Annotated in this window: 26 protein-coding genes and 1 tRNA gene; 20 read left to right on the top strand and 7 right to left on the bottom strand. The window is 67.8% G+C overall.

Annotated features, from left to right (window positions below):
- Positions 1-22 precede the first annotated feature (22 nt).
- From LJ725_RS06675 to LJ725_RS06650, 6 genes are all read left to right on the top strand, one after another.
- The gene (locus LJ725_RS06675) at positions 23-808 is read left to right on the top strand and encodes an enoyl-CoA hydratase (RefSeq protein WP_230549861.1); all 786 of its coding nucleotides are present in this window, start codon (positions 23-25) and stop codon (positions 806-808) included.
- Between the two features lie 20 nt (positions 809-828).
- Positions 829-2,628 (top strand): acyclic terpene utilization AtuA family protein, encoded by a 1,800-nt coding sequence (locus LJ725_RS06670; protein WP_230549860.1) that lies wholly within the window; start codon positions 829-831, stop codon positions 2,626-2,628.
- Between the two features lie 189 nt (positions 2,629-2,817).
- A complete protein-coding gene (locus LJ725_RS06665; protein WP_230549859.1) occupies positions 2,818-3,510 on the top strand; it encodes a CerR family C-terminal domain-containing protein in 693 nt (230 codons plus the stop codon).
- A 15-nt stretch (positions 3,511-3,525) separates the two neighbouring features.
- Positions 3,526-5,061 carry an efflux transporter outer membrane subunit gene (locus tag LJ725_RS06660; RefSeq protein WP_230549858.1) on the top strand — a complete coding sequence of 512 codons (1,536 nt, stop codon included), beginning with the start codon at positions 3,526-3,528 and terminating at the stop codon, positions 5,059-5,061.
- Positions 5,062-5,116: 55 nt separating this feature from the next.
- Positions 5,117-6,247, top strand: a complete 1,131-nt coding sequence (locus LJ725_RS06655; protein WP_230549857.1) for an efflux RND transporter periplasmic adaptor subunit — start codon at positions 5,117-5,119, stop codon at positions 6,245-6,247.
- A 23-nt stretch (positions 6,248-6,270) separates the two neighbouring features.
- Positions 6,271-9,366 carry an efflux RND transporter permease subunit gene (locus tag LJ725_RS06650; protein ID WP_230549856.1) on the top strand — a complete coding sequence of 1,032 codons (3,096 nt, stop codon included), beginning with the start codon at positions 6,271-6,273 and terminating at the stop codon, positions 9,364-9,366.
- Position 9,367: 1 nt separating this feature from the next.
- Here the strand turns inward: LJ725_RS06650 and LJ725_RS06645 are convergent, their stop codons facing one another.
- The gene (locus tag LJ725_RS06645) at positions 9,368-10,252 is read right to left on the bottom strand and encodes a haloalkane dehalogenase (RefSeq protein ID WP_230549855.1); all 885 of its coding nucleotides are present in this window, start codon (positions 10,250-10,252) and stop codon (positions 9,368-9,370) included.
- Positions 10,253-10,270: 18 nt separating this feature from the next.
- Between LJ725_RS06645 and LJ725_RS06640 the strand changes: the two genes are divergently transcribed.
- Genes LJ725_RS06640 through LJ725_RS06605 form a run of 8 tightly spaced genes read left to right on the top strand, consistent with a single transcriptional unit; the run spans position 10,271 to position 15,741 of the window.
- Positions 10,271-10,459, top strand: a complete 189-nt coding sequence (locus LJ725_RS06640) for a hypothetical protein (protein WP_230549854.1) — start codon at positions 10,271-10,273, stop codon at positions 10,457-10,459.
- A 34-nt stretch (positions 10,460-10,493) separates the two neighbouring features.
- Positions 10,494-11,048, top strand: coding sequence for a dCTP deaminase (gene dcd, locus LJ725_RS06635; RefSeq protein WP_068190442.1), 555 nt, complete (start codon positions 10,494-10,496; stop codon positions 11,046-11,048).
- 12 nt (positions 11,049-11,060) lie between these two features.
- A complete protein-coding gene (gene murA, locus LJ725_RS06630) occupies positions 11,061-12,344 on the top strand; it encodes a UDP-N-acetylglucosamine 1-carboxyvinyltransferase (RefSeq protein WP_230549853.1) in 1,284 nt (427 codons plus the stop codon).
- 5 nt (positions 12,345-12,349) lie between these two features.
- Positions 12,350-12,775: a DUF2948 family protein gene (locus LJ725_RS06625; RefSeq protein ID WP_230549852.1), complete on the top strand. Its 426-nt coding sequence runs from the start codon at positions 12,350-12,352 to the stop codon at positions 12,773-12,775.
- A gap of 49 nt (positions 12,776-12,824) precedes the next feature.
- A complete protein-coding gene (gene hisG, locus LJ725_RS06620; RefSeq protein WP_230549851.1) occupies positions 12,825-13,505 on the top strand; it encodes an ATP phosphoribosyltransferase in 681 nt (226 codons plus the stop codon).
- Positions 13,495-14,793, top strand: coding sequence for a histidinol dehydrogenase (gene hisD / locus LJ725_RS06615; RefSeq protein WP_230549850.1), 1,299 nt, complete (start codon positions 13,495-13,497; stop codon positions 14,791-14,793). The genes hisG and hisD overlap by 11 nt, the downstream gene beginning before the upstream one ends.
- Positions 14,794-14,804: 11 nt before the next feature.
- Positions 14,805-15,284, top strand: a complete 480-nt coding sequence (locus LJ725_RS06610) for a UPF0262 family protein (protein ID WP_289295510.1) — start codon at positions 14,805-14,807, stop codon at positions 15,282-15,284.
- Between the two features lie 13 nt (positions 15,285-15,297).
- Positions 15,298-15,741, top strand: coding sequence for an arsenate-mycothiol transferase ArsC (locus tag LJ725_RS06605; RefSeq protein ID WP_230549848.1), 444 nt, complete (start codon positions 15,298-15,300; stop codon positions 15,739-15,741).
- Positions 15,742-15,751: 10 nt separating this feature from the next.
- Here the strand turns inward: LJ725_RS06605 and LJ725_RS06600 are convergent, their stop codons facing one another.
- From LJ725_RS06600 to LJ725_RS06590, 3 genes are all read right to left on the bottom strand, one after another.
- On the bottom strand, positions 15,752-16,066 hold the full coding sequence (locus tag LJ725_RS06600; RefSeq protein ID WP_230549847.1) for a hypothetical protein: 315 nt from the start codon (positions 16,064-16,066) through the stop codon (positions 15,752-15,754).
- A 149-nt stretch (positions 16,067-16,215) separates the two neighbouring features.
- A complete protein-coding gene (locus tag LJ725_RS06595) occupies positions 16,216-16,791 on the bottom strand; it encodes a hypothetical protein (RefSeq protein ID WP_230549846.1) in 576 nt (191 codons plus the stop codon).
- Between the two features lie 17 nt (positions 16,792-16,808).
- A complete protein-coding gene (locus LJ725_RS06590; RefSeq protein WP_230549845.1) occupies positions 16,809-17,585 on the bottom strand; it encodes a hypothetical protein in 777 nt (258 codons plus the stop codon).
- Positions 17,586-17,772: 187 nt separating this feature from the next.
- On the opposite strand from LJ725_RS06590, the gene infA reads away from it, so the two are divergent.
- The 5 genes from infA to LJ725_RS06565 all read left to right on the top strand — a co-directional run bounded on the left by infA (position 17,773) and on the right by LJ725_RS06565 (position 20,097).
- Positions 17,773-17,991 (top strand): translation initiation factor IF-1, encoded by a 219-nt coding sequence (gene infA, locus LJ725_RS06585; RefSeq protein ID WP_216964027.1) that lies wholly within the window; start codon positions 17,773-17,775, stop codon positions 17,989-17,991.
- 3 nt (positions 17,992-17,994) lie between these two features.
- On the top strand, positions 17,995-18,576 hold the full coding sequence (locus LJ725_RS06580; RefSeq protein ID WP_230549844.1) for a Maf family protein: 582 nt from the start codon (positions 17,995-17,997) through the stop codon (positions 18,574-18,576).
- Complete coding sequence (locus LJ725_RS06575; RefSeq protein ID WP_230549843.1) at positions 18,573-19,757, top strand: ribonuclease E/G; 1,185 nt, start codon at positions 18,573-18,575, stop codon at positions 19,755-19,757. The genes LJ725_RS06580 and LJ725_RS06575 overlap by 4 nt, the downstream gene beginning before the upstream one ends.
- The gene (locus tag LJ725_RS06570; protein ID WP_230549842.1) at positions 19,750-19,986 is read left to right on the top strand and encodes a DNA gyrase inhibitor YacG; all 237 of its coding nucleotides are present in this window, start codon (positions 19,750-19,752) and stop codon (positions 19,984-19,986) included. Before LJ725_RS06575 ends, LJ725_RS06570 begins: the two co-directional genes overlap by 8 nt.
- Positions 19,987-20,021: 35 nt before the next feature.
- Positions 20,022-20,097, top strand: a tRNA-Phe gene (locus tag LJ725_RS06565).
- Between the two features lie 91 nt (positions 20,098-20,188).
- On the opposite strand, the gene LJ725_RS06560 is transcribed toward LJ725_RS06565, so the two are convergent.
- A complete protein-coding gene (locus LJ725_RS06560; RefSeq protein WP_230549841.1) occupies positions 20,189-21,814 on the bottom strand; it encodes a dihydroxyacetone kinase subunit DhaK in 1,626 nt (541 codons plus the stop codon).
- Between the two features lie 142 nt (positions 21,815-21,956).
- Between LJ725_RS06560 and LJ725_RS06555 the strand changes: the two genes are divergently transcribed.
- Positions 21,957-22,652: a dienelactone hydrolase family protein gene (locus tag LJ725_RS06555; protein ID WP_230549840.1), complete on the top strand. Its 696-nt coding sequence runs from the start codon at positions 21,957-21,959 to the stop codon at positions 22,650-22,652.
- A gap of 12 nt (positions 22,653-22,664) precedes the next feature.
- Here LJ725_RS06555 and LJ725_RS06550 read toward each other — a convergent pair whose 3' ends face one another.
- Positions 22,665-23,906, bottom strand: a complete 1,242-nt coding sequence (locus LJ725_RS06550; RefSeq protein ID WP_230549839.1) for a multidrug effflux MFS transporter — start codon at positions 23,904-23,906, stop codon at positions 22,665-22,667.
- A gap of 48 nt (positions 23,907-23,954) precedes the next feature.
- Positions 23,955-24,407 (bottom strand): histidine phosphatase family protein, encoded by a 453-nt coding sequence (locus LJ725_RS06545; protein WP_230549838.1) that lies wholly within the window; start codon positions 24,405-24,407, stop codon positions 23,955-23,957.
- Positions 24,408-24,615 lie beyond the last annotated feature (208 nt).

The raw sequence follows: 24,615 nt of genomic DNA, 5'->3' as shown, positions 1-24,615 counted from the left end.
AAGAGCCACGGAGCGAAACGTCATGGCCGAATCCGCCCACAAGATCGAGGTTCGTCGCGAGAAGCGCGATGCCGGTGTGGTCGCCCATCTCGTGTTCGACAATGCGCGGCGTCTCAACGTCCTGAACCCGCCGGCCCTGCACGACCTCACCGCGACCTTCCACGCGCTGTCGGCCGAGGAGGACCTGCGCGTCGTCGTCTTCTCGGGCGCGGGCGGCCGCGCCTTCATCGGCGGTGCCGACATCAACCACATGGCGGGGATGCGCACGTCGGAGGACGGTCGCGCCTTCATCACCATGGTCCACAAGCTCTGCCAGTCGATCCGCGACTGCCCCGTGCCGGTGATCTGCCGGCTCGAGGGCTACACGCTGGGCGCCGGCCTCGAGGTGGCGGCCGCCTGCGACCTGCGCATCGCCACCGACACGGCGCATTTCGGCATGCCCGAGGTCAAGGTCGGCATTCCCTCCGTCGTCGAGGCGGCTTTGCTGCCGCGCCTGATCGGCTGGGGCCGCACCTCGTGGCTGCTGCTCACAGGCGAGAACATCGATTCCGCCAAGGCCGAGGCCTGGGGCATGATCGAGGAGAGGGTCGAGACGGCGAAGATCGATGCCGCGATCGAGCGTTGCGTGCATTCCATCGTCGATGCGACGCCGCTCGCGGTGCGCGCCCAGAAGCGCCTGATGCGCCGCTGGGAGCGCCTGCCGCTCGACGAGGCGGTGCAGGCCGGCATCGATTCCTTCGCCCAGTCGGTCGCGGAGGGTGAGCACATCGAGCGCATGGGAGCGTTCGTCAATCGCAAGAGGAAGTAGGCTCGCGGGAGGGCAGTGCGATGGTTGAGAAGACGGTCCGCATCGGCTGCCATTCCGGCTTCTGGGGCGACACCGAGACCGCCGCGGCGCAGCTCGTCCGGCACGGCAACGTCGACTATCTGGTGAGCGACTATCTCGCCGAAGTCACCATGTCGATCATGGCGGCGCAGAAACTGCGCAACCCGCAGGCGGGCTATGCGGTCGATTTCGTGTCGGTCGTGATGGCGCCGCTCGCTCGAGAAATCGCCGAGAAGAAGATCAAGGTCGTGACCAATGCCGGCGGCGTCAATCCGCTGGCCTGCCGCGACGCCGTGCTGAAGGCCTGCGAAGCGGCCGGCGTGACGTTGAAGGTCGCCGTCGTGCTGGGCGACGACATCCTGCCCAGGGTCGAGGAGTTCCGCGCTGCCGGCATCCGCGAAATGGACACGGGTGCGGAGCTGCCGTCGAAGATCGCCAGCATGAACGCCTATCTCGGCGGCTTCCCGATCGCCCGCGCGCTGGCCGAGGGCGCCGACCTGGTCATCACCGGCCGCTGCGTCGATTCGGCGGTGACGCTGGGCGCGCTGATCCACGCGTTTTCGTGGACGCCGCAGGAATTCGACCGGCTCGCCGCCGGCACGCTGTGCGGCCACATCATCGAATGCGGCGCTCAGTGCAACGGCGGCAACTTCACCGACTGGCGGCTGGTGCCCGGCTACGACGACATGGGGTTCCCGATCGCCGAGGTGTCGAGCGACGGCAGCTTCGTGCTCTCCAAGCCCGACGGCACAGGCGGCCTGATCACTCCCGCAACCGTTGCCGAGCAGATGCTCTACGAGATCGGCGATCCGCGCGCCTACATGGTGCCCGACGTGGTCTGCGACTTCACCCAGGCGACCTACGAACAGGTGGGCAAGGACCGCGTGCGCGTCAGCGGCGCGAGGGGCCGGCCGCCCACCGACACGTACAAGGTCTCGACCACCTGGCCCGACGGCTACAAGTTCAGCTCGATCTTCATGCTGGGCGGGCGCGAGGCAGTGGCCAAGGGCCGGCACAGCGCCGAGTCGATCGTCACGAAGACGCGCCGCCTGTTCGCCGAAAGGGGCTTCGCGGATTACCGGGACGTCAGCATCGAGATCATAGGCAGCGAGGCGACCTATGGGCCGCATGGCCGCGTGCCCGACGCGCGCGAGGTCGTGGTGAAGATCGCCGCACGCCACGACCAGAAGGAGGCACTGGCGCTGCTCGGCCGCGAGATCGCCCCGATGTCGACAGGCGGCGTGGTCGGCATGACGGGCAGCTTCGGCGCCGGTCGCGTTTCGCCCTCGCCGGTGATCCGCATGTTCTCCTGCCTGGTGCCCAAGACGATGGTACCGGTCACGGTCGACATCGGCGGCCACCAGATCGCGATGCAGGAAGGCGCGCTGAGCGCCGGCTTCACGGCGGCACAGCTTCCGGTCGAGGCGCCGCCCGCAACCCCGGCGCCGGCGGGCGACACCGCGACCGTGCCGCTGATCGCGCTGGCCTATGGCCGCTCCGGCGACAAGGGCGACAACGCCAACATCGGCATCTTCGCGCGCCAGCCGGAGTACGAGCCGATCCTCGACGCCGAGGTGACGGAGGAGGCGGTGGCGAAGTACTTCGCGCACCGCATCAAGGGTCCCGTCACCCGCTGGCGACTGCCCGGCATCAAGGGCTTCAACTTCCTGCTGCGCCAGGCGCTGGGCGGCGGCGGCATGGCCTCGCTCAAGGCCGATCCGCTGGCCAAGGCCTTCGCGCAGATGCTGCTCGACATGCCGGTGCGCGTGCCGAAGTCGCTGGCCGCCAAACTCGATTTCTGAAGTCGCCTCGCGACCCCTTCGGGGGCGTGAGAACGACGATGCGGCCGGTCCATTGCCGGGCCGGACACGCGTGCGTCAGTCTTCGGCGCGAACGATTATAATTTGCGTGGTGCAAGATAATATCTATCGATTGACATACTATATCGATCGATACTAAACAGCTTCGACTTAACGCTGTTCAGGACCCCGATGATCGAGCCGCAAACCCCCGTCCGCCGCCGCCTTGCCGTCCAGGCCCGGGGCGAGGACACACGGCGCCGAATCCTCGAAACCGCGCTCGATCTGTTCGCCGCCCAGGGATACGAGGGCGCCAGCACCCGGCAGATCGCCGATGGCGCGGGCGTGAACCTGCCGGCCATCCAGTACTATTTCGGCAACAAGGAGGGCCTCTACCGGGCCATCATCGAGGACATCGTGGCCGACACGGAGCGGCACATGGCCGGCGTGTCGCCCCGCGTGCGGGCCGCGCTCGACCGGGCCGACACCACCCCGGCCGAGCTGACCGAGCTTCTGTGCGACATGCTGGAGACCTTCGTTACGCTGGTCACGAGCGGCGCGCAGGTCGAAAGCCGCCGTCTCTTCTTTGCCCGCGCCGAGGTCGAGGAGACGCCGGGTCTCGACCGGCTGCACGACAACGGCATGCGACAGATCTTCAATCCCTGTCTCGCCCTACTGTCGCGCATCCACGGCAAGCCCGAGACCGATCCCGAGATGACGATGCGCACGATGGCGCTGATCGGACAGGTCGTCATCTTCTGCAGCAACAACAAGCGACCCATCCTCGCCGCCACCGGCTTCGACGAGGAAAGCGTCCGCCTGATCAAGCAGATCGTGCGCGATCACACGCTCGCCATCTGTCGCGCCGCCGCAGTCCCCCGTTAGTTCGCGAGTAAGACCATGTCCACGCGTTCGCCTTTCCTCGTCGCCTTCACGGCGCTTCTGCTTGCCGGGTGCACTGCAGGTCCGGATTTCGTGAAGCCCGCCAAACCGACTTCGACCGGATACACGCCCGAGGCCCTGGCGCCGCAGACCAGCTCGGCGGCGGGGCCGGGCGGCGCGGCGCAGACCTTCGTGCCCGAGAAGGACATTCCCGGCGAGTGGTGGACGCTGTTCCAGTCGCCGCAGCTCGATGCGCTGGTCCGGGAGGCGATGCAGGCCAATCCCGATGTCGATGCGGCGCAGGCGGCGGTTCGGCAGGCGCGCGAGAATTTCTTCGCCCAGCAGGGCAGCCTGTTCCCCACGCTCAGCGCCAACGGTTCCGGGCAGCAGCAGCTCGCCTCGCCGGCATCGCAGGGCCAGACGGGAGCCGGCACGATGTTCGGCGTCACGTCCGCTTCGCTGAACATCTCCTATTCGCCCGACATCTTCGGCGGCGTCCGGCGGCAGGTCGAATCCAAGGAGGCGTTGGCGGAGGTCCAGCGTTTCCAGCTCGAGGCGACCTATCTCACGCTCACCTCCAACGTCGTCGTGGCCGCGGTCAACTTGGCCTCGCTGCAGGCGCAGATCGACGCGACCAACGGCATCATCGCCATCCTCAACAATTCGCTGGGGGTGGTGCGGCGCCAGTTCGATCTCGGCGGCGCCTCGCGGGCCGACGTGCTGGCGCAGGAAGCGGCGCTGACGCAGACGCAGGCGACGCTGCCGCCGCTGCAGAAGCAGCTCGCGGTCCAGCGCAACCAGCTGATGCGCCTGGTCGGCCGGACTCCCGACCAGGACCGCGGCGAGAGCTTCGATCTCGCCAAGCTGAAGCTGCCGACCGAGTTGCCGCTCAGCTTGCCCTCGACGCTGGTCGAGCAGCGGCCCGACGTTCGGGTCGCGGAGGCGCAGCTGCGTTCGGCAAGCGCCGACATCGGTGTCGCCGTCGCCAACCAGATGCCGCAGTTCACGATCACCGGCCTGCTGGGCTTCACCTCGGGCGGAATCGCGACGATGTTCATGCCCGGAACGGGCGTGTGGAGCATCGGCCTCGGCATCGCGCAGACCGTGTTCGACGGCGGGCGGCTCGACAGCCAGCGCAAGGCGGCGATCGCGGCCTACGAGCGCGCCGCGGCCCAGTATCGCGGCGTCGTGCTGTCGGCCTTCCAGGACGTCGCCAATGCGCTGCGCGCGCTGCAGGCCGATGCCGATACGCTGCGCGCCCAGGTGGCGGCCGAGCAGACCGCTGCGGCGAGCCTCAAACTCTCCGAGCAGCAGTACCAGCTGGGCGCCGTGAACTACCTGATCCTGCTCAACGCCCAGCAGACCTACCAGACGGCGGTCATCAACCGGCTGCGGGCGCAGGCTGCGCGCTACTCGGACACGGCGGCGCTGTTCCAGGCGCTGGGGGGTGGCTGGTGGCACCGCAGCGACGTCGATCCGAAATCCATGGGGACGCCGTCGCGTTTCACGCTGCCCCCGGTCCAGGACATCAGGCTTCCGCGCGCCGGTCACTGACCGGCCGCTTCATCCGCGACAGAAACTCAATCCAGTTCAGTGCAAGAGGCATACGATGATCAAGCGAATGCTCATCATGCTCATTCTCGTCGGCGCAGTGCTCGGCGGGTTGTTCGGCTTCAAGACCTTCGTCAACGGCAAGATCAAGGAAGCGATGGCCGGCATGGCCAACACGCCCCAGACCGTCTCGGCCACCAAGGCCGTGACGAGCGAATGGCAGCCGAAGATCGACGCGGTCGGCAGTCTGCGCGCCGTGCGCGGCGCCGAGCTCTCGCTCGAAGTGCCGGGTGTGGTCGAGACCATCACCTTCCAGTCGGGCGACGAGGTGAAGGCCGGACAGGTGCTGCTGACCCTGCGCAAGGAGGATGAGGAAGCGCGGCTGCAGTCGCTCGAGGCGACGGCGTCTCTCGCGCAGATCACCTATGACCGCGACGTGAAGCAGCTCAAGGCCCAGGCGATCAGCCAGGCCATCGTCGACAACGACGAGGCCAACCTTCGCAACGCCCGCGCGCAGGTCGCCGTGCAGAAGGCAATCCTCGACAAGAAGACGCTGCGCGCGCCGTTCGACGGCAAGCTCGGCCTGCGCCAGGTCGATCTCGGCCAGTTCCTCGCCGCCGGCACGATGATCGCGACGCTGCAGTCGCTCGATCCGATCTTCGTCGACTTCCTGCTGCCCCAGCAGGCGGTGGCGCAGATCGCGGTCGGCAACAAGGTGAGGGCCAGGATCGACGCCTTCCCAGACCGCACCTTCGAAGGCGAGATCACGGCCATCAACCCGAAGATCGAGACCGGCAGCCGCAACGTGCAGGTGCGCGCGACGCTGCCCAACGTCGACCAGAAGCTGCTGCCCGGCATGTTCGCCACGGTCGAGCTCGACACCGGGGCGGCGCAGCGGCTGGTGACGCTGCCGCAGACCGCGGTGAGCTACAATCCCTACGGCTCGCTCGTCTACATCGTGGATGAAAAGGGCCAGGGCCCGGATGGCAAGCCGCAGCTCTCGGCGCGCCAGGTCTTCGTCACGACGGGCGCCACGCGCGGCGACCAGGTCGCGATCCTGAAGGGCGTGTCGGAGGGCGACACGGTCGTCACCTCCGGCCAGATCAAGCTGCGCAACGGCGTGCCGATCGTCGTGAACAACAGCGCCGTACCGACCAACGACCCCGCGCCGAAGATCGTCGACAAGTAATCCAGCCTGCAGGACATCGTCCCATGAAGTTCACCGATATCTTCATCCGCCGTCCGGTCTTGGCGAGCGTGGTGAGCCTGCTGATCCTCGTCGTCGGCCTGCGCGCCATCAGCGCCCTGCCGGTGCTGCAGTATCCGCGTACCGAGAACGCCGTCGTCACGGTCACGACGACCTATTACGGCGCCGATCCCGACGTCATTGCGGGCTTCATCACGACGCCGCTGGAGCAGGCGATCGCCCAGGCCAACGGCATCGACTACATGACGTCGACCAGCCAGAGCGGCGTCAGCACCATCACGGTCTACCTGAGGCTCAACTACGATTCGAGCAAGGCGCTGACCGAGATCAACACCAAGGTGAGTTCCGTGCTGAACCGGCTGCCCGCCGGCACGCAGCAGCCGGTGCTGACGGTGAAGATCGGCCAGACGATCGATGCGATGTACATTGGCTTCAACAGCACCGAACTCGCGCCCAACCAGATCACCGACTACCTGGTGCGCGTCGTGCAGCCCAAGCTGCAGGCGGTCGAGGGCGTGCAGACGGCCGAGCTGCTTGGCGCCAAGAACTTCGCGCTGCGCGCCTGGCTCGATCCGCAGAAGCTCGCGGCCTACGGGCTGACCGCCGCCGATGTGGGGCAGGCGCTGACGGCGAACGACTACATCGCGGGCCTCGGCACGACCAAGGGCCAGATGGTGCAGGTCACGCTGAAGGCCTCGACGGCGCTGAGCTCGCTCGAGGAATTCCGCAACCTCGTCCTCAAGCAGGAGGGCGGCGCGATCGTGCGCCTCAGCGACGTCGCCAACGTAACCCTGGGATCCGACGACTACGAATCCGAGGTGAGTTTCGACGGCCAGAAGGCGGTCTATATCGGCATCCAGGTGGCCCCGGCGGCCAACCTGCTCGACGTCATCAAGGGCGTCCGCGATATCTTCCCGCAGATCCAGGCGCAGCTCCCGCAGGGCCTGAACGGGCAGATCATCTACGATTCGACGGAGTTCGTGAATTCCTCGATCGACGAGGTGATCCGCACGCTGATCGAGGCGCTGGTGATCGTGACCCTGGTCGTCTTCGCCTTCCTGGGATCGGTGCGCTCGGTGATCATCCCGGTGATCGCCATTCCGCTGTCGCTGATCGGCACATTCGCGATGATGGCGGCCTTCGGCTTCTCCATCAATCTGCTGACCCTGCTGGCGCTGGTGCTGGCGATCGGCCTGGTGGTCGACGACGCCATCATCGTGGTCGAGAACGTGAACCGCCATCTCGAGGAGGGGCAGAAGCCTTTCCCCGCGGCCATCCAGGCGGCGCGCGAGCTGGGCGGGCCGATCATCGCCATGACCGTGGTGCTGATCGCGGTCTATGTGCCGATCGGCTTCCAGCGCGGACTCACCGGCGCGCTGTTCACCGAGTTCGCCTTCACGCTGGTGGGCGCGGTCACCATCTCGGCGATCGTGGCGCTGACGCTCTCGCCCATGATGTGCTCGCGCATGCTGAAGCCGCACGAGGCGGCCGACCGCGGCTGGGAGGCCCGACTGATCCGCGGCATCGACCGCGTTTTCGACAGCCTGCGCCGCGGCTATTCGCGCTGGCTGACGGGCAGCCTCAACTACCTGCCGGTGACGGCGACCTTCGCCGTGCTGGTGCTGGGCAGCATCTTCTTCCTCTACTCTGCGACCAGCAGCGAGCTGGCGCCGCAGGAGGACCAGGGAATCATCATCGGCTTCGCGACCTCGGCGCCCAATTCGACCATCGACCAGCGCCAGATCTACTCGCGCGAGATCTACAAGATCGGCGCCAGCCATCCCGAGACCGATCACGTCTTCCAGCTCGACGTGCCCGGCCAGTCGATCGCGGGCTACGTGCTGAAGCCGTGGGATAAACGCACGCAGACCTCCAACCAGCTGCAGCCGATCATGCAGCAGCAGCTGGCGGGGATTGCCGGCGCGCAGGTCGTGGCCTTCCAGCCGCCGCCGCTGCCCGGCTCGACCGGCCTGCCGATCCAGTTCGTGATCAACACCACGGGCGGGTTCGACGCATTGAACGATGTGGCGCAGAAGTTCCTGCAGGAGGCGCTCGCCACCGGCCGCTTCATCTTCCTCAACACCGACCTCAAGATCGACGCGCCGCAGGCCACCGTGGTGATCGACCGCGACAAGGCGGCCCAGCTCGGGCTGAAGATGAGCGACATCGGCGGCGCGCTGGGCTCGATGCTGGGCGGCGGCTACGTCAACTACTTCGCGCTCGACGGCCGGTCCTACAAGGTGATTCCGCAGGTCCAGCAGGCCTCGCGGCAGAACATCGACCAGATCCTCGACTATCACATCAAGGCGGCCGACGGCTCCTCGGTGCCGTTGTCGACGGTCGCGAAGATCGTCACCAAGGCGATCCCGCAGTCGCTCAACCATTTCCAGCAGCTCAACAGCGCCACCATCCAGGGCGTTGCCTTCCCCGGCGTGTCGCAGGCCGAGGCGCTGGACACGCTGAAGGAACTGGCGCAGCGCACGCTGCCGCAGGGCTACTCGATCGACTACGGCGGCGCGTCGCGGCAGTACATCCAGGAGACCGGGGGCTTCATCGTCACCTTCGGCTTCGCCCTGATCATCATCTACCTGTCGCTCGCGGCGCTGTTCGAGAGCTTCCGCGACCCGCTGATCATCCTGTTCTCGGTGCCGATGTCGATCGCCGGCGCGCTCATCTTCCTGATGGCGCTCAGCACGGTCGGCATGCCGGGCGCGACGCTGAACATCTACACCCAGGTCGGCCTGGTGACCTTGATGGGGCTGATCAGCAAGCACGGCATCCTGATCGTCGAGGTGGCGAACGAGCTGCAGGAAGCCGGCAAGTCGCGGCGCGAGGCCATCCTCGAAGCCGCCGGTATCCGTCTCCGCCCGATCCTGATGACGACGGCGGCGATGGTGCTGGGCGTGGTGCCGCTGATCGTGGCGACGGGTGCGGGCGCGCTCTCGCGCTTCTCGATGGGCCTGGTGATCGCGAGCGGCCTGGCGGTCGGTACGCTGTTCACCCTGTTCGTGGTGCCGGCCGTCTATGTGATGCTGGCGGCCGACCATTCGAAGAAGCGAGGCGACGAGCCGCTCACCGGCATCCCGGCGGCGGGCGACTGAGCTAGAGCCGCTTCAGGGCCTCGCGGGCGATTTCTTCGCCCCATTCCTGCACGAAGTGTCCGCCGTCGGCGATTTCCATCGGCGGCGGGCAGTTGCGGATGACGGCGTGAAGCTCGCGCATCACCGGTGGGCCCAGGACGGGGTCCTTCATGCCGATCGCCATCAGGCTCTTGCCGGTCCAGCGCTCGCGCCAGAAGGTCCGCGCCTCGCGGGACAGAGCGGCGCCGCCGGCGTCGGGCCTGTCGGGCACGAGATTGGGAAAGCGTCGGACGCCTGCCTTGTAAGATAAGTCGGGATAGGGCGCGCCGTAGGCGGCCGCTTCGGCATCGGAGAGATGCGGACAGGCGCGCTTCATCAGGCCGGCAATGTTCAGGTCGGGACTGCGGTTGGAGAAGTCGCGCCAGGCGAGAAATCCCTGGCCGAGCGGGCGATCGCCCGTGCCGAGATCGGTGTTCATCACCAACAGCCCCGTGTAGCGCTCGGGGGCGGCCATCGGCAGGGTCAGCCCGATCAGGCCGCCCCAGTCCTGCACGACCAGCACGATGTTGCGCAGATCGAGCGCCTCGATCACCCCGAGCATCGTGTCGCGATGGAACTCGAACGTGTAGGGGGCTTCGTCTTTCGGCTTGTCCGAGCGGCCGAAGCCCAGGAAATCCGGCGCGACGGCCCGGTGCCCGGCCGCCGTGAAATGGGGGATCATGCGCCTGTAGAGATAGCTCCAGGTGGGCTGGCCGTGCAGGCAGAGAAAGGTTTTACCGGCATCCCGGGGGCCCTCGTCGATATAGTGCAGGCGCAGCGCATCGGGCCGCTCCAGGTATTTCGGCTCAAAAGGCCAGTCCGGAAGATCGGCGAACCGTTCATCTGGCGTGCGCAGGGCCTCGATCAATGGTGTATCCTCCCGACCATGACGGCCCCCTCGAAACCCGTTCCGGAGAAGGACGAACGCGCCGAACGGCTCGCTGCTGCTCTGCGCGAAAACCTGAAGCGGCGCAAGGCGCAGGCGCGCGCCAAGGGGGATGTCCCGAAGCCGCCGGACACAGGCCGGCCGGCCGGCTCGGATCTCGGTCCGGCCGCGGTCAAGACCGGCGGTTGAGCCGGCCCCCTCCCTCCTTTAGAAGCGCCCCCTGATGAGCATTCTTTCCGACCGCTGGATTCGCCGCATGGCGCAGGAGAAGGGCATGATCGAGCCCTTCGTCGACGCCCAGAAGCGCGAGGGCGTCATTTCGTACGGCCTGTCGTCCTACGGATACGACGCCCGCGTCGGCAACGACTTCAAGATCTTCACCAACGTGAATTCCTCGGTGGTCGACCCGAAGAACTTCGATCAGCAGAGCTTCGTCGACCGCAACACCGATGTCTGCATCATCCCTCCCAATTCCTTCGCGCTGGCGCGGACGGTCGAATACTTCCGCATCCCGCGCGATGTGCTGGTCATCTGTGTCGGCAAGTCGACCTATGCGCGCTGCGGGATCATCGTGAACGTGACGCCGCTCGAGCCGGAGTGGGAGGGTCACGTGACCCTGGAGTTCTCCAACACCACGCCGCTGCCCGCCAAGATCTACGCCAACGAGGGCGCCTGCCAGTTCCTCTTCCTCCAGGGCAACGAGCCCTGCGAGGTTTCCTATCGCGACAAGGCCGGCAAGTATCAGGGCCAGCGCGGCGTCACCCTGCCGAAAATCTGAGCGGAGGCGACCATGGACAGAATTCGCATCAGGGGCGGCCGCCAGCTCAAGGGCCAGATCCGTATCTCCGGCGCAAAGAACGCGGCCCTGCCGCTGATGGTGGCGTCGCTGCTGACCGACAAGCCGCTGACGCTGCACAACGTACCGCGCCTGGCCGACATCACCACCATGATGCAGCTCCTGCAGCAGCATGGCGTCGAGATCTCGGCGGCTGCAGGGGAGAACGGCCACAGCCACGGCACCACCCTGGTGCTCAAGGCCTCGAAGATCACCTCGACCACCGCGCCCTACGACATCGTGCGCAAGATGCGCGCCTCGATGCTGGTGCTGGGCGTGCTGCTGGCGCGCGAGGGCCAGGCCAAGGTTTCGCTGCCGGGCGGCTGCGCCATTGGCGCGCGTCCGGTCGACCTGCACATCGCGGGGCTGAAGGCCATGGGTGCGGAGATCGACATCGACGGCGGCTACATGGTGGCCCGCGCGCCGAAGGGCCTGCGCGGCGGCCGCTATACCTTCCCCAAGGTGTCGGTGGGCGCGACCGAGGACCTGATGATCGCGGCGGCGCTCGCCAGGGGCACGACCGTGCTCGACAATGCCGCGCGCGAGCCCGAGATCACCAATCTCGCCGAATGCCTGTCGGCCATGGGCGTGCCGATCGGCGGCATCGGAACCGAGACGCTGACCATCGAGGGCGTGACCTCGTTCAACGCGATCGAGCATGCGGTCATTCCCGATCGCATCGAGACCGGCACCTATGCCATGGCCGTTGCCATGACGGCGGGCGACGTCGAGCTGATCGGCGGCCGCGTCGACCTGATCGATACGGTGGCCGCCAGCCTGCGCGCCGCCGGCGTCACGCTGGAAGACACCGAGAAGGGCATGCGCGTCCACCGGACCAACGGGGCACTGCACGGCGTCGACGTGATGACCGAACCGTTCCCCGGCTTTCCGACCGACCTGCAGGCCCAGATGATGGCCCTGATGACGCGCGCCGAGGGCGCCTCGATGATCACCGAGACGATCTTCGAAAGCCGTTTCATGCACGTGCCGGAGCTGGCGCGCATGGGCGCGAACGTCACCATCCATCACCAGTCCGCGCTGGTGCGCGGCGTGCCGAAGCTGCGGGGCGCCGAAGTGATGGCGACCGACCTGCGCGCCTCGGTGTCGCTGGCCATCGCCGGCCTCTCGGCCGAGGGAGACACGATGCTCCATCGCGTCTACCACCTCGACCGCGGCTTCGAGCGGCTGGAAGAGAAGCTCAGCGCCTGCGGTGCCGACATCGAGCGCGTGAAGGGCTGAGCCGGATGACCGCCAAGCTCAAGCTCTCCGCCCTCGACGCCGACGATCTCGCCATCGTCTCGGCGGCCGTCCAGGACGCGCTGGTGGCGGTGCGCGACTGCGCCTACCTCAAGGACGAGAAGCGCTTCGTCCTGCTGCTCAACCGGTTCCGCTGGGAGGCCGATCCGGCGGCGGGGGAGGGTCACTCCCGTACCCATTCCGCCCTCGTTTTCAACGAGGTGACGGCCGTGCGGCACCATGACATCCCGACCGGCGAACCCGACCGGATGCTGGAAGTGCTGGCCGTAGTGCTGGAAAACGAGCGTTCAGTGCTCGTGCGCTTCTCGGCCGGCCGGGCCATACGGCTGGAAATCGGCCGGCTCGCATGCCATTTGGGGGATGTCGGGGAGCCTTGGCCCACCCCGTGGAAGCCCGCTCACCCGGTCGAATAGCCCTTCCGGCTCCGACGAGGGGCGGGCGTTCGTTACTGGAGAATCAGTCGTGTCGAGCGAGGCAAACGAGAAGCTCATCCTGGCGCTGCCCAAGGGACGCATCCTCAAGGAGGCGGCCCCGGTGTTTGCGCGCGCCGGCATCGAACCGGAAGCGGCCTTCGCCGATCCGGATGCCCGCCAGCTCCGCTTCACGACCAACCATCCCGACCTCGACATCATCCGCGTGCGCTCCTTCGACGTGGCGACCTTCGTGGCCTTCGGCGCCGCCCATCTCGGCATCGCCGGCGCCGACGTGCTGATGGAATTCGACTATCCCGAGATCTACGCGCCGATCGATCTCGGCATCGGCAAGTGCCGGCTGGCCGTCGCCGAACCCGTCGAGATGGCGGGCAGCGACGATCCACGGCGCTGGAGCCACGTGCGCATCGCCACCAAGTATCCCGAGGTGACGCGCAAGCACTTCGCGGCGAGGGGAGTCCAGGCCGAGTGCGTCAAGCTCTCGGGCGCGATGGAATTGGCGCCGTCGCTCGGCCTCAGCCATCGCATCGTCGACCTCGTCGATTCCGGGCGCACGCTGAAGGACAACGGGCTGGTCGAGATCGAGCACATCGCCGACATCACCTCGCGCTTCATCGTGAACCGCGCCGCGCTCAAGACGCGGCCGGAGCGCGTCGGCCACTGGATCGACCGGTTCCGCGAGGTTGCCCAGGGGGCCGCCCGTGCCGCTTAGGCTCGACGCTTCGGCGCCGGGTTTCGAAAAGGAATTTTCGGCCTTCCTCGGGCGCAATCGGGATACCGACGAGAATGTCGACCGCGTCGTCGCCGGCATCGTGGCCGACGTGCGCGCGCGCGGCGATGCCGCCGTCGTCGACTACACCGCGAAGTTCGACTGGCCGGGCATCACGGCGGAGAACATGCGCCTCTCGGACGCCGAGCGCTCGGCCGCGGCGGCAAAGGTGCCGGCGGCGCAACGCGAGGCGCTGGCCTTCGCCGCCAAGCGAATCGAGGCCTTCCACCGCGCACTGCTGCCCAAGGACGTCGACTTCACCGACAGCACCGGCACGCGGCTCGGCGCGCGCTATCGCCCCGTCGATGCCGCCGGCGTCTATGTTCCCGGCGGCACGGCGGCCTATCCTTCGTCAGTGTTGATGAACATCCTGCCGGCCAAGGTCGCGGGCGTCCGGCGCATCGTCATGGTGGTGCCCACGCCGGGCGGCACGCTCAACCCGTTGGTCATGCTGGCGGCCGAGATCGCCGGCGCCGACGAGGTCTGGCGCATCGGCGGCGCGCAGGCGGTCGCTGCTCTCGCCTACGGCACGCAGTCCATCAGGCCGGTCGACAAGATTACCGGCCCCGGCAATGCCTATGTCGCGGCCGCCAAGCGCCGCGTGTTCGGCCAGGTCGGCATCGACCTCATCGCCGGCCCGTCGGAGATCCTGGTCGTCGCCGACCGGCACAACGATCCGCAGTGGATCGCCGCCGACCTCCTGTCGCAGGCCGAGCACGATCCGTCGTCGCAGTCGGTGTTGATTGCCGACGACGCGGCGTTCGCGGACGCCGTGGTTCGGGCGGTCGAGGTGGAACTCGAGACCCTCGACCGTGCGGAAATCGCCGGCGCGAGCTGGCGCGACAATGGCGCCGTCATCCTGGTGCGCGATCTTGCCGACGCCCCGCCGATCGTCGATGCGATCGCCGCCGAGCATGTCGAGCTGGCGATGGAGATGGCGGAGGCCGAGGCGCTGTCGCAGAAGATCCGCCATGCCGGCGCGATCTTCCTCGGTCGTCATACGCCCGAGGCGATCGGCGATTACGTGGCCGGCACCAACCACGTGTTGCCGACTTCCCGTGCCGCGCGCTTCTCCGGCGGCCTCGGTGTCGCGGACTTCCTGAAGCGCACGTCTCTCGTTGCCTGCACGCCGCAGTCGCTCGCCGCGCTCGGTCCATCGGCGCTCGCGCTGGCCGAGGCAGAGGGGCTCGGGGCGCACGGTCGCTCCGTTTCGTTGCGGCTGGGACGCTGACCGTGCCGGACGTGTCGACCGACAAGTCGCGGCGCATCGTCGACGTCGTGCTCGACGAGGACTCGGTCGCACGCCGAACGCCCGAGGTCGAGCACGAGCGCGCGGTCGCCCTGTTCGACCTGATGGAGGAGAATGATTTCTGCCTCGTCGGCAACCAGCCCGGACCCTACCGCCTGCGCATCGGCATCTTCGAGCAGCGACTGGTGTTCGACGTGCGCAACGAGGCCGACGAGAAGCTGCGCGACATCGTGCTGTCGCTGACGCCCTTCCGGAAGGTCGTGAAGGACTATTTCCTGATCTGCGAGAGCTACTATGCGGCCATCAAGAAGCTCGGGCCGGGGCAGATCGAGGCGCTCGACATGGGCCGGCGCGGCCTTCACAACGAGGGTTCCGAGCTGTTGCGCGAACGGCTCGACGGAAAGATCGAGATCGACCACGACACCGCGCGGCGGCTGTTCACGCTGATCTGCGCCCTTCACATCAAGTCGTGACGGCGGCGGGGCAATGACCGGACTGCCCGCCAGCCTGCTCTTTGCCTGCAGTGAAAATTCGGTCCGGTCGCCGATGGCCGAGGCGCTGGCCAAGCGGCTCTACGGGCGGTCTCTCTATGTGGACTCCGTGGGTGTGCGCGCGAGCGAAGTGGATGGCTTTGCGGTGTCCGTGCTCGATGAGATCGACATCGACGTCCATCGACACCATGCCAAGACGTTCGACGACGTCGATCCGGCGTCTTTTGACCTGATCGTCACCCTGTCGCCGGAAGCCCATCACAGCGCGCTCGAGTTCACGCGCGGCACGGCGACCGAGGTCGAGTACTGGCCAACACCCGACCCCAGCGCGGTGGAAGGGTCGCGGGAGATGCGGCTCGATGCCTACCGTCACACCCGCGACCAGGTTCTGGCTCGACTGAAGGCGCGCTTCGGCATCCCGATGGCGCCCACGGTCTAGCCCGCCGCGCTTAGCGCTGGGTGACGTGGCCCTGCGGGTCGAGCGTGATCCTGTAGTAGGTGTCGCCCTTGAGCGCCTGGCCCTGCCAGCTTCCGTCGCTGTTGCGCATCAGCATGCTGACGCCGTTGTAGCCCGCGTCGTGAATCTGCTGGCGGGCGATCGCGCCCTCGGCGGTCGGCGTCCAGTTCGGGGCTGCGGTCGGCATGCGGGTGCTGCCCGGCTCGGCGGCGGGTTCGGGGCCGCTCGGCATGCCCTGCGCCTGGACTGCATTCGTCGCAAGGACTGCAGTGGCGGCCAGCGAAAGTACGAGCAATGTACGCTTCATGATGACTCTCCTCGGTGCGAAGCGCTGCCACACTGGAGCGCTTTCGACCGGAGTCATTTCCGTCCCGAATTATGAGTGGATTGTGGCTGACCCGCGCTTGCACGCGCAGGTGAGACACCCGCGTCGCGCAAGCGATTGTAAGGACAGAGTCAGCGAGCGGGCGCGGCGCCGGCGTACCATGCCGCGCGGCTCGAACTGCGACGCGTCACGGGCAGGTTGACGAGGTCCATGAACACCGAGGCGCCGCCGTCGGCGCCGGCGAGATCGCCCTCAAGCACGTCGACGTCGAAGGTGAGCCTGTCGCCTTCGAGCTTGGGCGACTTCAGCGTGACGACGGCATCGACGACGCTGGCCTTTGCCTTGTTCAGCACCGAGACGGTGGCATTGGGCGGATCCTTGGCGAAGGAGTTGGGCGCGTTCAGCGTCCATTCCTCGAGCACGTGCGGCAGCATCGCGTGGCCGGCCGAGCGCACCGGGCGGTCGGCGAACACGATGACGCTCGGCGCCACGCCCTCGAGGACCAGCTTCTTGTCCTGCAGCTTGGCGCCGCGGGCGTTGAGCACGAACATCGACGGGATGAGCCGCGGATGCTGGGAGGTGCCGACGACCTTGGGCAGGCCCTGCACGGCGGGAGCGGCCGGCGGCGTCTGCGCGGTCGCGCCGAAGGCGAGGCCAAGCGTTGCAGCGGCAGTGGCGAGAGCGACGGAGAGGCGAAAGCTGTTCATGGTCATCACCGTACGGCTCAGTAGCAGGGCAGGAGAGGCGGCTTGCCGCAGCTCGGCGCGTTGTAGCGCTGCTGGTAGCGCGGATCGATGTCGGGCGGCGGCGGCGCGCCGGCGCCGCTGTTGTAGCCACCACCGCCGCCGCCATAGCCGCCGCCATATGGATTGACCGGCTGCGTCGGCGAGGGGTTGGGCCAGCCGCTGAAGGTGCTGGTTCCGTCGGGATCGCCAATCGCTGGCGTCTCGCCGCCGGTGGTCTGGCTCTGGCCGTAATACTGAGCACCGTGCGAGCCGATGCCGAACCAGATCGTGTCGATGAACACCGAGGCGGGACCGTCGGCGGCGCCCAGGCTGCCTTCCAGCACATCGACGTCGAACGTCAGCTTGTCGCCCTCGAGCTTCGCCGTCTTGAGGGTCACGACGAGATCGGAGACGTTGCCGCCATCCTTGTGGAAAACCGAGACCGTGGCGTTCGGCGCGTCCTTGGCGAAGCTGCCGGTGCGCCAGATGTCGGCCATGTCCGGCGTCACCATGTGGCCGACCGAGCGGGTCGGACGGCTGGTGAACAGGGTCGCGGTCGGCAGGACGCCGTCGAGCACCAGCTTCTGGCCGTCGAGCCTGGCGCCGCGGGCATTGATGACGATCAGCGCCGTCGAATACTGCCGCGTCGCAGGCTTGCCGATGGTCTTCTGGGCGGGATGGGTGATGGCATTGGGCGCCTTCGGCGCCGCGGGCGCCGGCGCCTGGGCGAAGGCGAGCGCCGGGGTCAACAGGAGGGCGGCCAAAAGGCCGGACATGCACGTTGCGTTCATCTTCACTGGTCCTCTTTCCCCCGAGCATCCGCAGCCGCGACCTGTATAGGGGAGGCGGCCGCTTGTGAGAAGGCCGCCATCCCCCCTGTCCCGGGCCGCCGCCATTGACTTACCCCCGCCTGCGGCCCATTTTCCGCCCGCTTTCCAGAAATTCACCCCAGCCGGAGGCCGGATGGCCAAAGAAGACTTGATCGAATTTACCGGTGTGGTGTCCGAGTTGCTGCCCAATGCCATGTTCCGGGTGAAGCTCGACAACGACCACATCATTCTCGCCCATACGTCGGGCAAGATGCGCAAGAACCGTATCCGCGTTCTGGCAGGCGACCGTGTCACGGTCGAGATGACGCCCTACGACCTGACCAAGGGCCGCATCACCTTCCGCTTCAAGTAGGCGTTGAGCGCCTCGCCGATCCCCCCGCTCGTACTGGCCTCCGCGTCGCCGCGACGGCTCGACCTGCTGCGGCAGGTCGGATACGAGCCCGCGGCGATCGACCCTGCCGACATCGATGAGACACCGCACGCGCGGGAGCTGCCCCGCGCCTATGCGTTGCGCATGGCGCGCGCGAAGCTCGAGGCCGTGGCGCCGCGTCATGCCGGCGCCCTCGTGCTGGCGGCCGACAGCGTCGTTGTGTGCAGCCGGCGCATCCTGCCCAAGACCGAAGAAGAGGCCGAGGCGCGCGACTGCCTGACGCGGCTGTCCGGTCGCCGTCATCGCGTGCTGGGCGGGGTCGCCGTGGCGTCGCCGAGCGGCAAGGTGCAGACGCGGCTGGTCGAGACCATCGTGCGCTTCAAGCGCCTCGAACGGGCCGAGATCGACGCCTATCTCGCCAGTGGCGAGTGGCGCGGCAAGGCCGGCGGCTATGCCATCCAGGGCCGGGCCGCCGCCTTCGTGGCCTTCCTGTCCGGCTCCTACAGCAATGTCGTCGGATTGCCCCTGTTCGAGACCGTGGGGCTGCTGAAATCGGCCGCGCGATGAGCCGCATCGACCGGCTCGTCTGCCACGTCCTGCCCAAGGCGTTCCTCATGGCGCTGGTCTCGGGAGGGCGCCTCGTCGAACTGCAGGTGGTGCGCCGCGACACGCCCTCGCGCGTCGACAGCATCTTCCTCGGCCGGCTCGAGCGGGTGATGACCGATCTCGATGCGGCCTTCGTCGATATCGGCATCGGCCGCGCGGGCTTCCTGCGCGCCGAGGACCGGTCGGGAATCGACGGTTGGCCGCCGCCGGGCGCCCCCGTGCTGGTGCAAGTGCGCAACGACGGCGAGGGAGACAAGGGCCCGCGGCTTTCAATGAACCTGGCCGTCAGCGGGCGCTATCTCGTCTATCACCCCAACGGCACGGGCGTGACCTTCTCGCGCCGCATCGAGGGCGAGTCCGAGCGTGAGCGGCTCAAGGCGCATGTAGAGGGACTTCTCGACGGCGGCATCGTGCTGCGCACGGCCGCCTTGGGCGCGACCGCCGAGCTGTTGCGTGCCGACGCGACCGGCGTGCTCGAACGGTGGGAGAAGATCCGGCGGCTCGCCCTCGACATCCAGCCGCCGGCCGACCTGTCCTCGCGTGTGCCGGGCGAACGCGATCCCATCGCGCGCATGCTGCGCGATCACGGCGCCACGCTCGAAGAGGTGATCATCGACGACCGCACCATGGCGCGCACGCTGCAGGACCTGATGGACCGGCAGGGAGAAAAGATCCGGGTGCGCTGGCACAACGGGACGATGCCGGCCTTCGACATCGACGATGTCGCGGGCCAGATCGACACCGCGCTCGCTTCCCGCATCGCGCTGCAGAGCGGCGTCGAGGTGCTGTTCGAGCCGGGCGAGACCCTCTGTGCCGTCGACGTCGACAGCGCGGGCGCCGGCGGCCGCCAGGGGCGCGCCCCGCGCCGACCGGTCGACGTCAATCTCGAGGCGGCCCCGGCGATCGCCCAGCAGCTCCGGCTGCGCAATCTCGCGGGCGCGGTGGTGATCGATTTCGTCACCATGCGCAGCGCCTACGATCGTGACAAGGTGCAGGCCGCATTGGCGGAGGCGTTGGCGGGCGATCCGGTGCCGACCCAGATCTACGGCTTCACCCGGCTGGGCCTGTTCGAGTTGACCCGCGCACGACGCGGTCCAACGCTGGCGGCCCAGCTGGAGGCGCTGGAGAAGAGCGATGACTGAGCGAAACGTGCCGCTGCGTGCCGTCCGTATCGAGCCGAAATGTCCGACCTGTGGAAAGCCCGCGGACCCGAAATACAAGCCGTTCTGCCGCAAGCGCTGCGCCGACATCGATCTCGGCCGCTGGCTGAAGGAGGGCTATCGCGTGCCGACCGACGAGGTCCCGGACGAGGACGAGACGGAAACCCGATCGTCCGGCGAAGGTGGCGGAGCGTCTGGACAGCGGGGCTGACGCGTCCTATAAGCGCCGCCTCCAACGGACGGCATGCCCAGGTAGCTCAGTTGGTAGAGCATGCGACTGAAAATCGCAGTGTCGGTGGTTCGACTCCGCCCCTGGGCACCATTCGCCTAACTCCCTGAAGCTTCGACGGAAGTAGCCGGTCCACGGTGCGAGTGCCGACGGCTCGTCTGTGCATTGCCGCACTATGCGTTGGTCAACTCTTCGCCATGCCTTCCAGCAGCGTGGCGACAGCCTCCGCTCCAGGATCCGCAACGCCCGCGAGATGGGAAGACGACAGGTAGCTCGAGCGGCCGGCGCGGGCGGTCTTCATTCCTGCCGTCGAGTCTGCGCCGGCCCGTGCGGCTTTCGCCGCGGCCTCCAGGCCCATCGGCAATGCCTCCAGGGCCGGTGCGAGCGCATCGATCATGGTGCGATCGCCGGGTTTCGCGCCGCCATAGGCCATCATGCTGGCGAGCCCCGCCGACAGGGCATCCTGCCAGCGTGCGCCCGCCGTGGCCGACTGGCTCGCGGCCGAGAAGAAGATGGCGAGCAGCACGCCCGAGGATCCACCCATCGAGCGCGCGAGCGCCTCGCTCGTTGCCGCGAAGAAGCGGTCGAGCCTGGCCAGCGGCATCAGGGGGAGCGCTGCCTGCAGATGACGCGCCGCCGTTGCGACGGTCGAGCCGGTGTCTCCGTCGCCCACCCTGGCATCGAGGGCGTTCAGTTTTCCCTCCGCAGAGATGAGGATGTCGCACGCCCGGCTGACCAGCGCGTTCAGCGCCGCGTTCCGGCTTGCCCGGAGGGGCTTGTGCTTCATCTCCCGGGGGAGCTTCACGAGCTTCGGCTTCGCGTGCGTGCGGACCGTGGGCCAGACCAGCGGGCTTGCCGGAGACAGCAGTGCCTTCTCGAAATCGGGCGTGAGGGGGAGAAGACTGAGGGAGAAGCCGTGCATGTCGAGCGACGACACCAGCGTTGCGGGGCCCAGCACCAGCTTGATCTTCGCACCCAGCCGGCTCGCCAGGACCTCGTTGGTGAGCAGGCTCATCTCCAGCGGCGTGGTGGAACCGAGATTGTTGACCAGCAGGGCGTAGGAGCGCGCGGGCCTGGCCGCGGCGAACAGGCGCTCGACCAGCAGCAGCGCCGCCTGGCGCGCGCTCTCGAAATTTACCAGGTCGACGCCCGGCTCGCCGTGGAGGCCGAGTCCAAGTTCGGCCTTGCCGGCGGGGACGCGGTCCTCACGGCCGATGCCGGGGAGGGTGCAGGAGGAGAGCGAGATGCCGAGCGACACCAGATCGTCGGCGGCCTTCTGCGCCATGGCCGCGACCGTCTTCAGGTCCGCGCCCTTCTCGGCATAGTGGCCGGCGATCTTCTCGACGAACATCACGCCGGCGATGCCACGGGGCTGCGGACTGTCGGGCAGGGCGATGTCGTCCTTCACGATCACGACCTCGACCTTCCGGCCGAGCGCGCGGGCGCGTTCCACGGCGAGGCCGAAGTTCAGCCGGTCCCCGGTATAGTTCTTGAAGATGACGAGGCATCCGCCCTTGCCCGTCACCGCCATGATCGCGGCGAACACCGCGTCGATGGACGGCGAGGCGAAGACCTCGCCACAGACGGCGGCGGTCAGCATGCCCTTGCCGACGAACGAGGCATGCGCCGGTTCGTGGCCGGAACCGCCGCCCGCGACGATGGCGACGCGGCCGGGCCTGTGGTCGGTGCGCAGCACGACCTTGATGTCGGGATAGCCGTCGAGACGCGCCAGATTGGCGCCGCCGCTGCTGCGCAGGAGCCCGTCGATCGCGTCGACGACCAGGCTGTCCTTGGCGTTGATGAATTGCATGGTTCCTGTTCCCGCCCGGCTTTTGGGCGATGATGGGCGCGCGATCGGTCCGGGGCAACATGGCGAGCGGGTGGAAGACATCGCTTCCGGCTTGCCGACGCGCTGTCTATCGTGATGTCCGGAAGCGAAAGAAGGAAAAGCCATGGGCGAGGAGATCAGGCTGACGGCAACAGACGGCGGACAGTTCGCGGCCTACCTGGCGTTGCCTGCCCGATTGCCGGCGCCGGCGCTGGTCGTACTGCCTGAAGTGTTCAACACCAATCCGCACATCCGGTCGGTGGCCGACGGCTATGCCGCCGACGGTTTCATCGCGCTGGCGCCGGACGTCTTCTGGCGACAGGAGGCGGGGTGCTATCTCCCCTACACCGATGAGGGGCGCACCAAGGCACGCGCATTGTGGGCCGAACTCGATACCGATCAGTTCGCCCGCGACCTCGGCGACATCGTGGCGTTCCTGCGCGCCCGTCCGGACTGCACCGGCAAGGTCGGCGTGATGGGCTTCTGCCTCGGCGGCAAGTTCGCCTATCTCGCCAGCACCCGCCTGCCGATCGACGCCGCCGTGAGCTACTACGGCGTCCATATCGACCAGCATCTCGACGAGGCCGGCAAGCGCGGGTGCCCGATCCTGATGCAGTTCGCCAGCGACGATCCGCACGTGCCCGAGGCCACGGTTGCGGCGATCCGGGCGCGTATGGACGGGGAGGCCGGAGTGGATATCCACGTCTATCCGGGCACGGAGCATGGCTTCAACCGCCAGGGCTATCCGCCCTTCAACGAAGCCGCGGCCGGCGAGGCGCGCCGCCGCACGGTGGCTCTCCTGCGAGATTGCCTGGCCTGACGGCGAACACCGTCAGGGCGCTGTCGCCGGCGGTCGACGCACCAGGGTCCACCAGCCGATCAGTCCGATGATGCCCGTGACCGCTACGCCTATGCCGATGTTCATCTGCGTGTCGTGCGGCACGTAGCCGACCAGCAGGGTCAGCACCGCGGCGGTGACCATCTGCACGAAGCCCATCAGCGCCGAGGCGGCGCCAACCCGATTGGCCGGCACCGATGAGAGCGCGTTCGCCATCGCGTTGGGCATGTTGAGCCCGTTGCCCCAGCCCATCAGCACCAGCGGGACGATCAGCGCCAGCGGCGTGACGTAGCCCAGCGCCGCCGTCGCCATCATGGCCACGGCGCCCAGGGTGAGGATGCTCTGACCCACGGGAATCAGGAGCAGGCTTCTCACCCGGCCCTGCAGGCGGCTCGACACAAGGCTGCCGAGCACGAAATTGCCCGCCCATGCCAGCGTGAACCAGCCGAACAGTTCGGCGCCCACGCCCATCACCTGGATCAGCAGGATGGGGCCGCCGGAGAAGAAGACATTGAAGCCCGCCGAGGCGCAGGTGGTCGCGATCATCAGGCCGAGAAAGCGGCGCTCCCGCAGCACCGCGCCGAAGCCGTCGATGTAGTCGCGCACCACGCCCGTCGTCCGGGGGGCAGCCTTCGGTGCGGTCTCGCCCAGGATGCGCCAGACGAAGACCAGTACGGCGAACCCGCAGGCGGCGGTGAACCAGAAATTGCTGCGCCAGCCGAAGAAGCCGAGCAACTGCCCACCCAGCAGCGGCGAGAGCGCCGGTGCGAGCGCCATGGAGGACGCCATGTAGCCCATCGCCCGGGGGGCTTCGGGCCCGGTCCGGCTGTCGCGAACGATGGCGCGGCCCAGCACCACGCCACCGCAGGCGCCACAGGCCTGGATCAGGCGCGAGGCGATCAGCGTCTCGATGGTCGGACTGAGAGCGCAGCAGATGCTGCCCACCGTGAACACGACGAGGCTGGCGAGCAGGAGCGGGCGGCGGCCCAGATTGTCCGAGAGCGGGCCTACCGCCAGCTGGGCGAAGGCGAACGCGAACAGGTAGATCGACAGCGTCAGCTGGGCGGTGCCGTAGGAGACGGCGAGGTCGCCCGCGATCGTCGGCAGCGACGGCAGGAAAATGGTCAGCGCCATCTGCGAGCACACGGTGGCACTCATCAGCAGCCAGATCGGCGGTTTGGTCGTGCGCATGCGCGGCTGTTTCACATATCCGCGGAAGGCGGGGCGCGCGCTCATAGCAGCCTTCGGCCGCGCAGGGCAGTGCAGATATGGTCGGGCCGACGATCAGGCGGTCGGAAGCCGGCCCTGGACCGACAGCCTTCCATCCGGCGCGCGCTGCATCACGACGATCTCCCCGCTGCCGGGAAAGATCTGGCTGAGCGCGGTGACGACCACCTGGTGGGTGACGAACACTGTTGGTCGGGCCGGATCGAGCTGCCCGATCCATTGCCGCAGCGCCTCGATCTGGCGGGCCTCGCGTGCGCGGTCCTGGAAGAAGGAGTTGAGCAGCGGCTGCTGTCGCGTCTCGCCCAGCCTCATCAGCGAGGCCGTCTCGAGGCAGCGGCACCACTGGCTGGAATAGACGTCCGCGGCGGCGATGCCGTTGGCGCGGAAGAGCTCGCCGATGTGGGCGGCCTGCGCACGGCCCTCTGCCGAAAGATTGCGCTGGGTGGTGCAGTCGTCGAGGCGGAACCCTGTCGGGTCGTTGGTGCCAGGTGCCAGCGCATGGCGGATCAAGGCGAAGGATCCGGGCTGACGAAGGGCGCCCCAAGGCTCGCTTTGGGCGGATGCGCCCCGCGCACCGACTGCCACCGGCAGCGCCAGCAGCGATGCCAGGAGGACGCGTCGCGACGGACTCCTTCTTCCGGCCTCGGAAATGGCGCGCTCCTTCGGATGTGTGTGCAGCAGACGTCCGCTTTACGCATTCACTCGGGTGCCGGATCAC

Source organism: Reyranella aquatilis (assembly GCF_020880995.1).
GTDB classification, from domain to species: domain Bacteria; phylum Pseudomonadota; class Alphaproteobacteria; order Reyranellales; family Reyranellaceae; genus Reyranella; species Reyranella aquatilis.
This window is presented reverse-complemented; position numbering and strand designations above follow the sequence as displayed.

Excerpts from the sequence above, each read along its gene's own strand:
- LJ725_RS06675 (WP_230549861.1), top strand. The coding sequence starts at position 23 with ATGGCCGAATCCGCCCACAAGATCGAGGTTCGTCGCGAGAAGCGCGAT.
- LJ725_RS06670 (WP_230549860.1), top strand. The coding sequence starts at position 829 with ATGGTTGAGAAGACGGTCCGCATCGGCTGCCATTCCGGCTTCTGGGGC.
- LJ725_RS06665 (WP_230549859.1), top strand. The coding sequence starts at position 2,818 with ATGATCGAGCCGCAAACCCCCGTCCGCCGCCGCCTTGCCGTCCAGGCC.
- LJ725_RS06660 (WP_230549858.1), top strand. The coding sequence starts at position 3,526 with ATGTCCACGCGTTCGCCTTTCCTCGTCGCCTTCACGGCGCTTCTGCTT.
- LJ725_RS06655 (WP_230549857.1), top strand. The coding sequence starts at position 5,117 with ATGATCAAGCGAATGCTCATCATGCTCATTCTCGTCGGCGCAGTGCTC.
- LJ725_RS06650 (WP_230549856.1), top strand. The coding sequence starts at position 6,271 with ATGAAGTTCACCGATATCTTCATCCGCCGTCCGGTCTTGGCGAGCGTG.
- LJ725_RS06640 (WP_230549854.1), top strand. The coding sequence starts at position 10,271 with ATGACGGCCCCCTCGAAACCCGTTCCGGAGAAGGACGAACGCGCCGAA.
- dcd (WP_068190442.1), top strand. The coding sequence starts at position 10,494 with ATGAGCATTCTTTCCGACCGCTGGATTCGCCGCATGGCGCAGGAGAAG.
- murA (WP_230549853.1), top strand. The coding sequence starts at position 11,061 with ATGGACAGAATTCGCATCAGGGGCGGCCGCCAGCTCAAGGGCCAGATC.
- LJ725_RS06625 (WP_230549852.1), top strand. The coding sequence starts at position 12,350 with ATGACCGCCAAGCTCAAGCTCTCCGCCCTCGACGCCGACGATCTCGCC.
- LJ725_RS06605 (WP_230549848.1), top strand. The coding sequence starts at position 15,298 with ATGACCGGACTGCCCGCCAGCCTGCTCTTTGCCTGCAGTGAAAATTCG.
- LJ725_RS06600 (WP_230549847.1), bottom strand. The coding sequence starts at position 16,066 with ATGAAGCGTACATTGCTCGTACTTTCGCTGGCCGCCACTGCAGTCCTT.
- LJ725_RS06595 (WP_230549846.1), bottom strand. The coding sequence starts at position 16,791 with ATGAACAGCTTTCGCCTCTCCGTCGCTCTCGCCACTGCCGCTGCAACG.
- LJ725_RS06590 (WP_230549845.1), bottom strand. The coding sequence starts at position 17,585 with ATGTCCGGCCTTTTGGCCGCCCTCCTGTTGACCCCGGCGCTCGCCTTC.
- infA (WP_216964027.1), top strand. The coding sequence starts at position 17,773 with ATGGCCAAAGAAGACTTGATCGAATTTACCGGTGTGGTGTCCGAGTTG.
- LJ725_RS06575 (WP_230549843.1), top strand. The coding sequence starts at position 18,573 with ATGAGCCGCATCGACCGGCTCGTCTGCCACGTCCTGCCCAAGGCGTTC.
- LJ725_RS06570 (WP_230549842.1), top strand. The coding sequence starts at position 19,750 with ATGACTGAGCGAAACGTGCCGCTGCGTGCCGTCCGTATCGAGCCGAAA.
- LJ725_RS06560 (WP_230549841.1), bottom strand. The coding sequence starts at position 21,814 with ATGCAATTCATCAACGCCAAGGACAGCCTGGTCGTCGACGCGATCGAC.
- LJ725_RS06555 (WP_230549840.1), top strand. The coding sequence starts at position 21,957 with ATGGGCGAGGAGATCAGGCTGACGGCAACAGACGGCGGACAGTTCGCG.
- LJ725_RS06550 (WP_230549839.1), bottom strand. The coding sequence starts at position 23,906 with ATGAGCGCGCGCCCCGCCTTCCGCGGATATGTGAAACAGCCGCGCATG.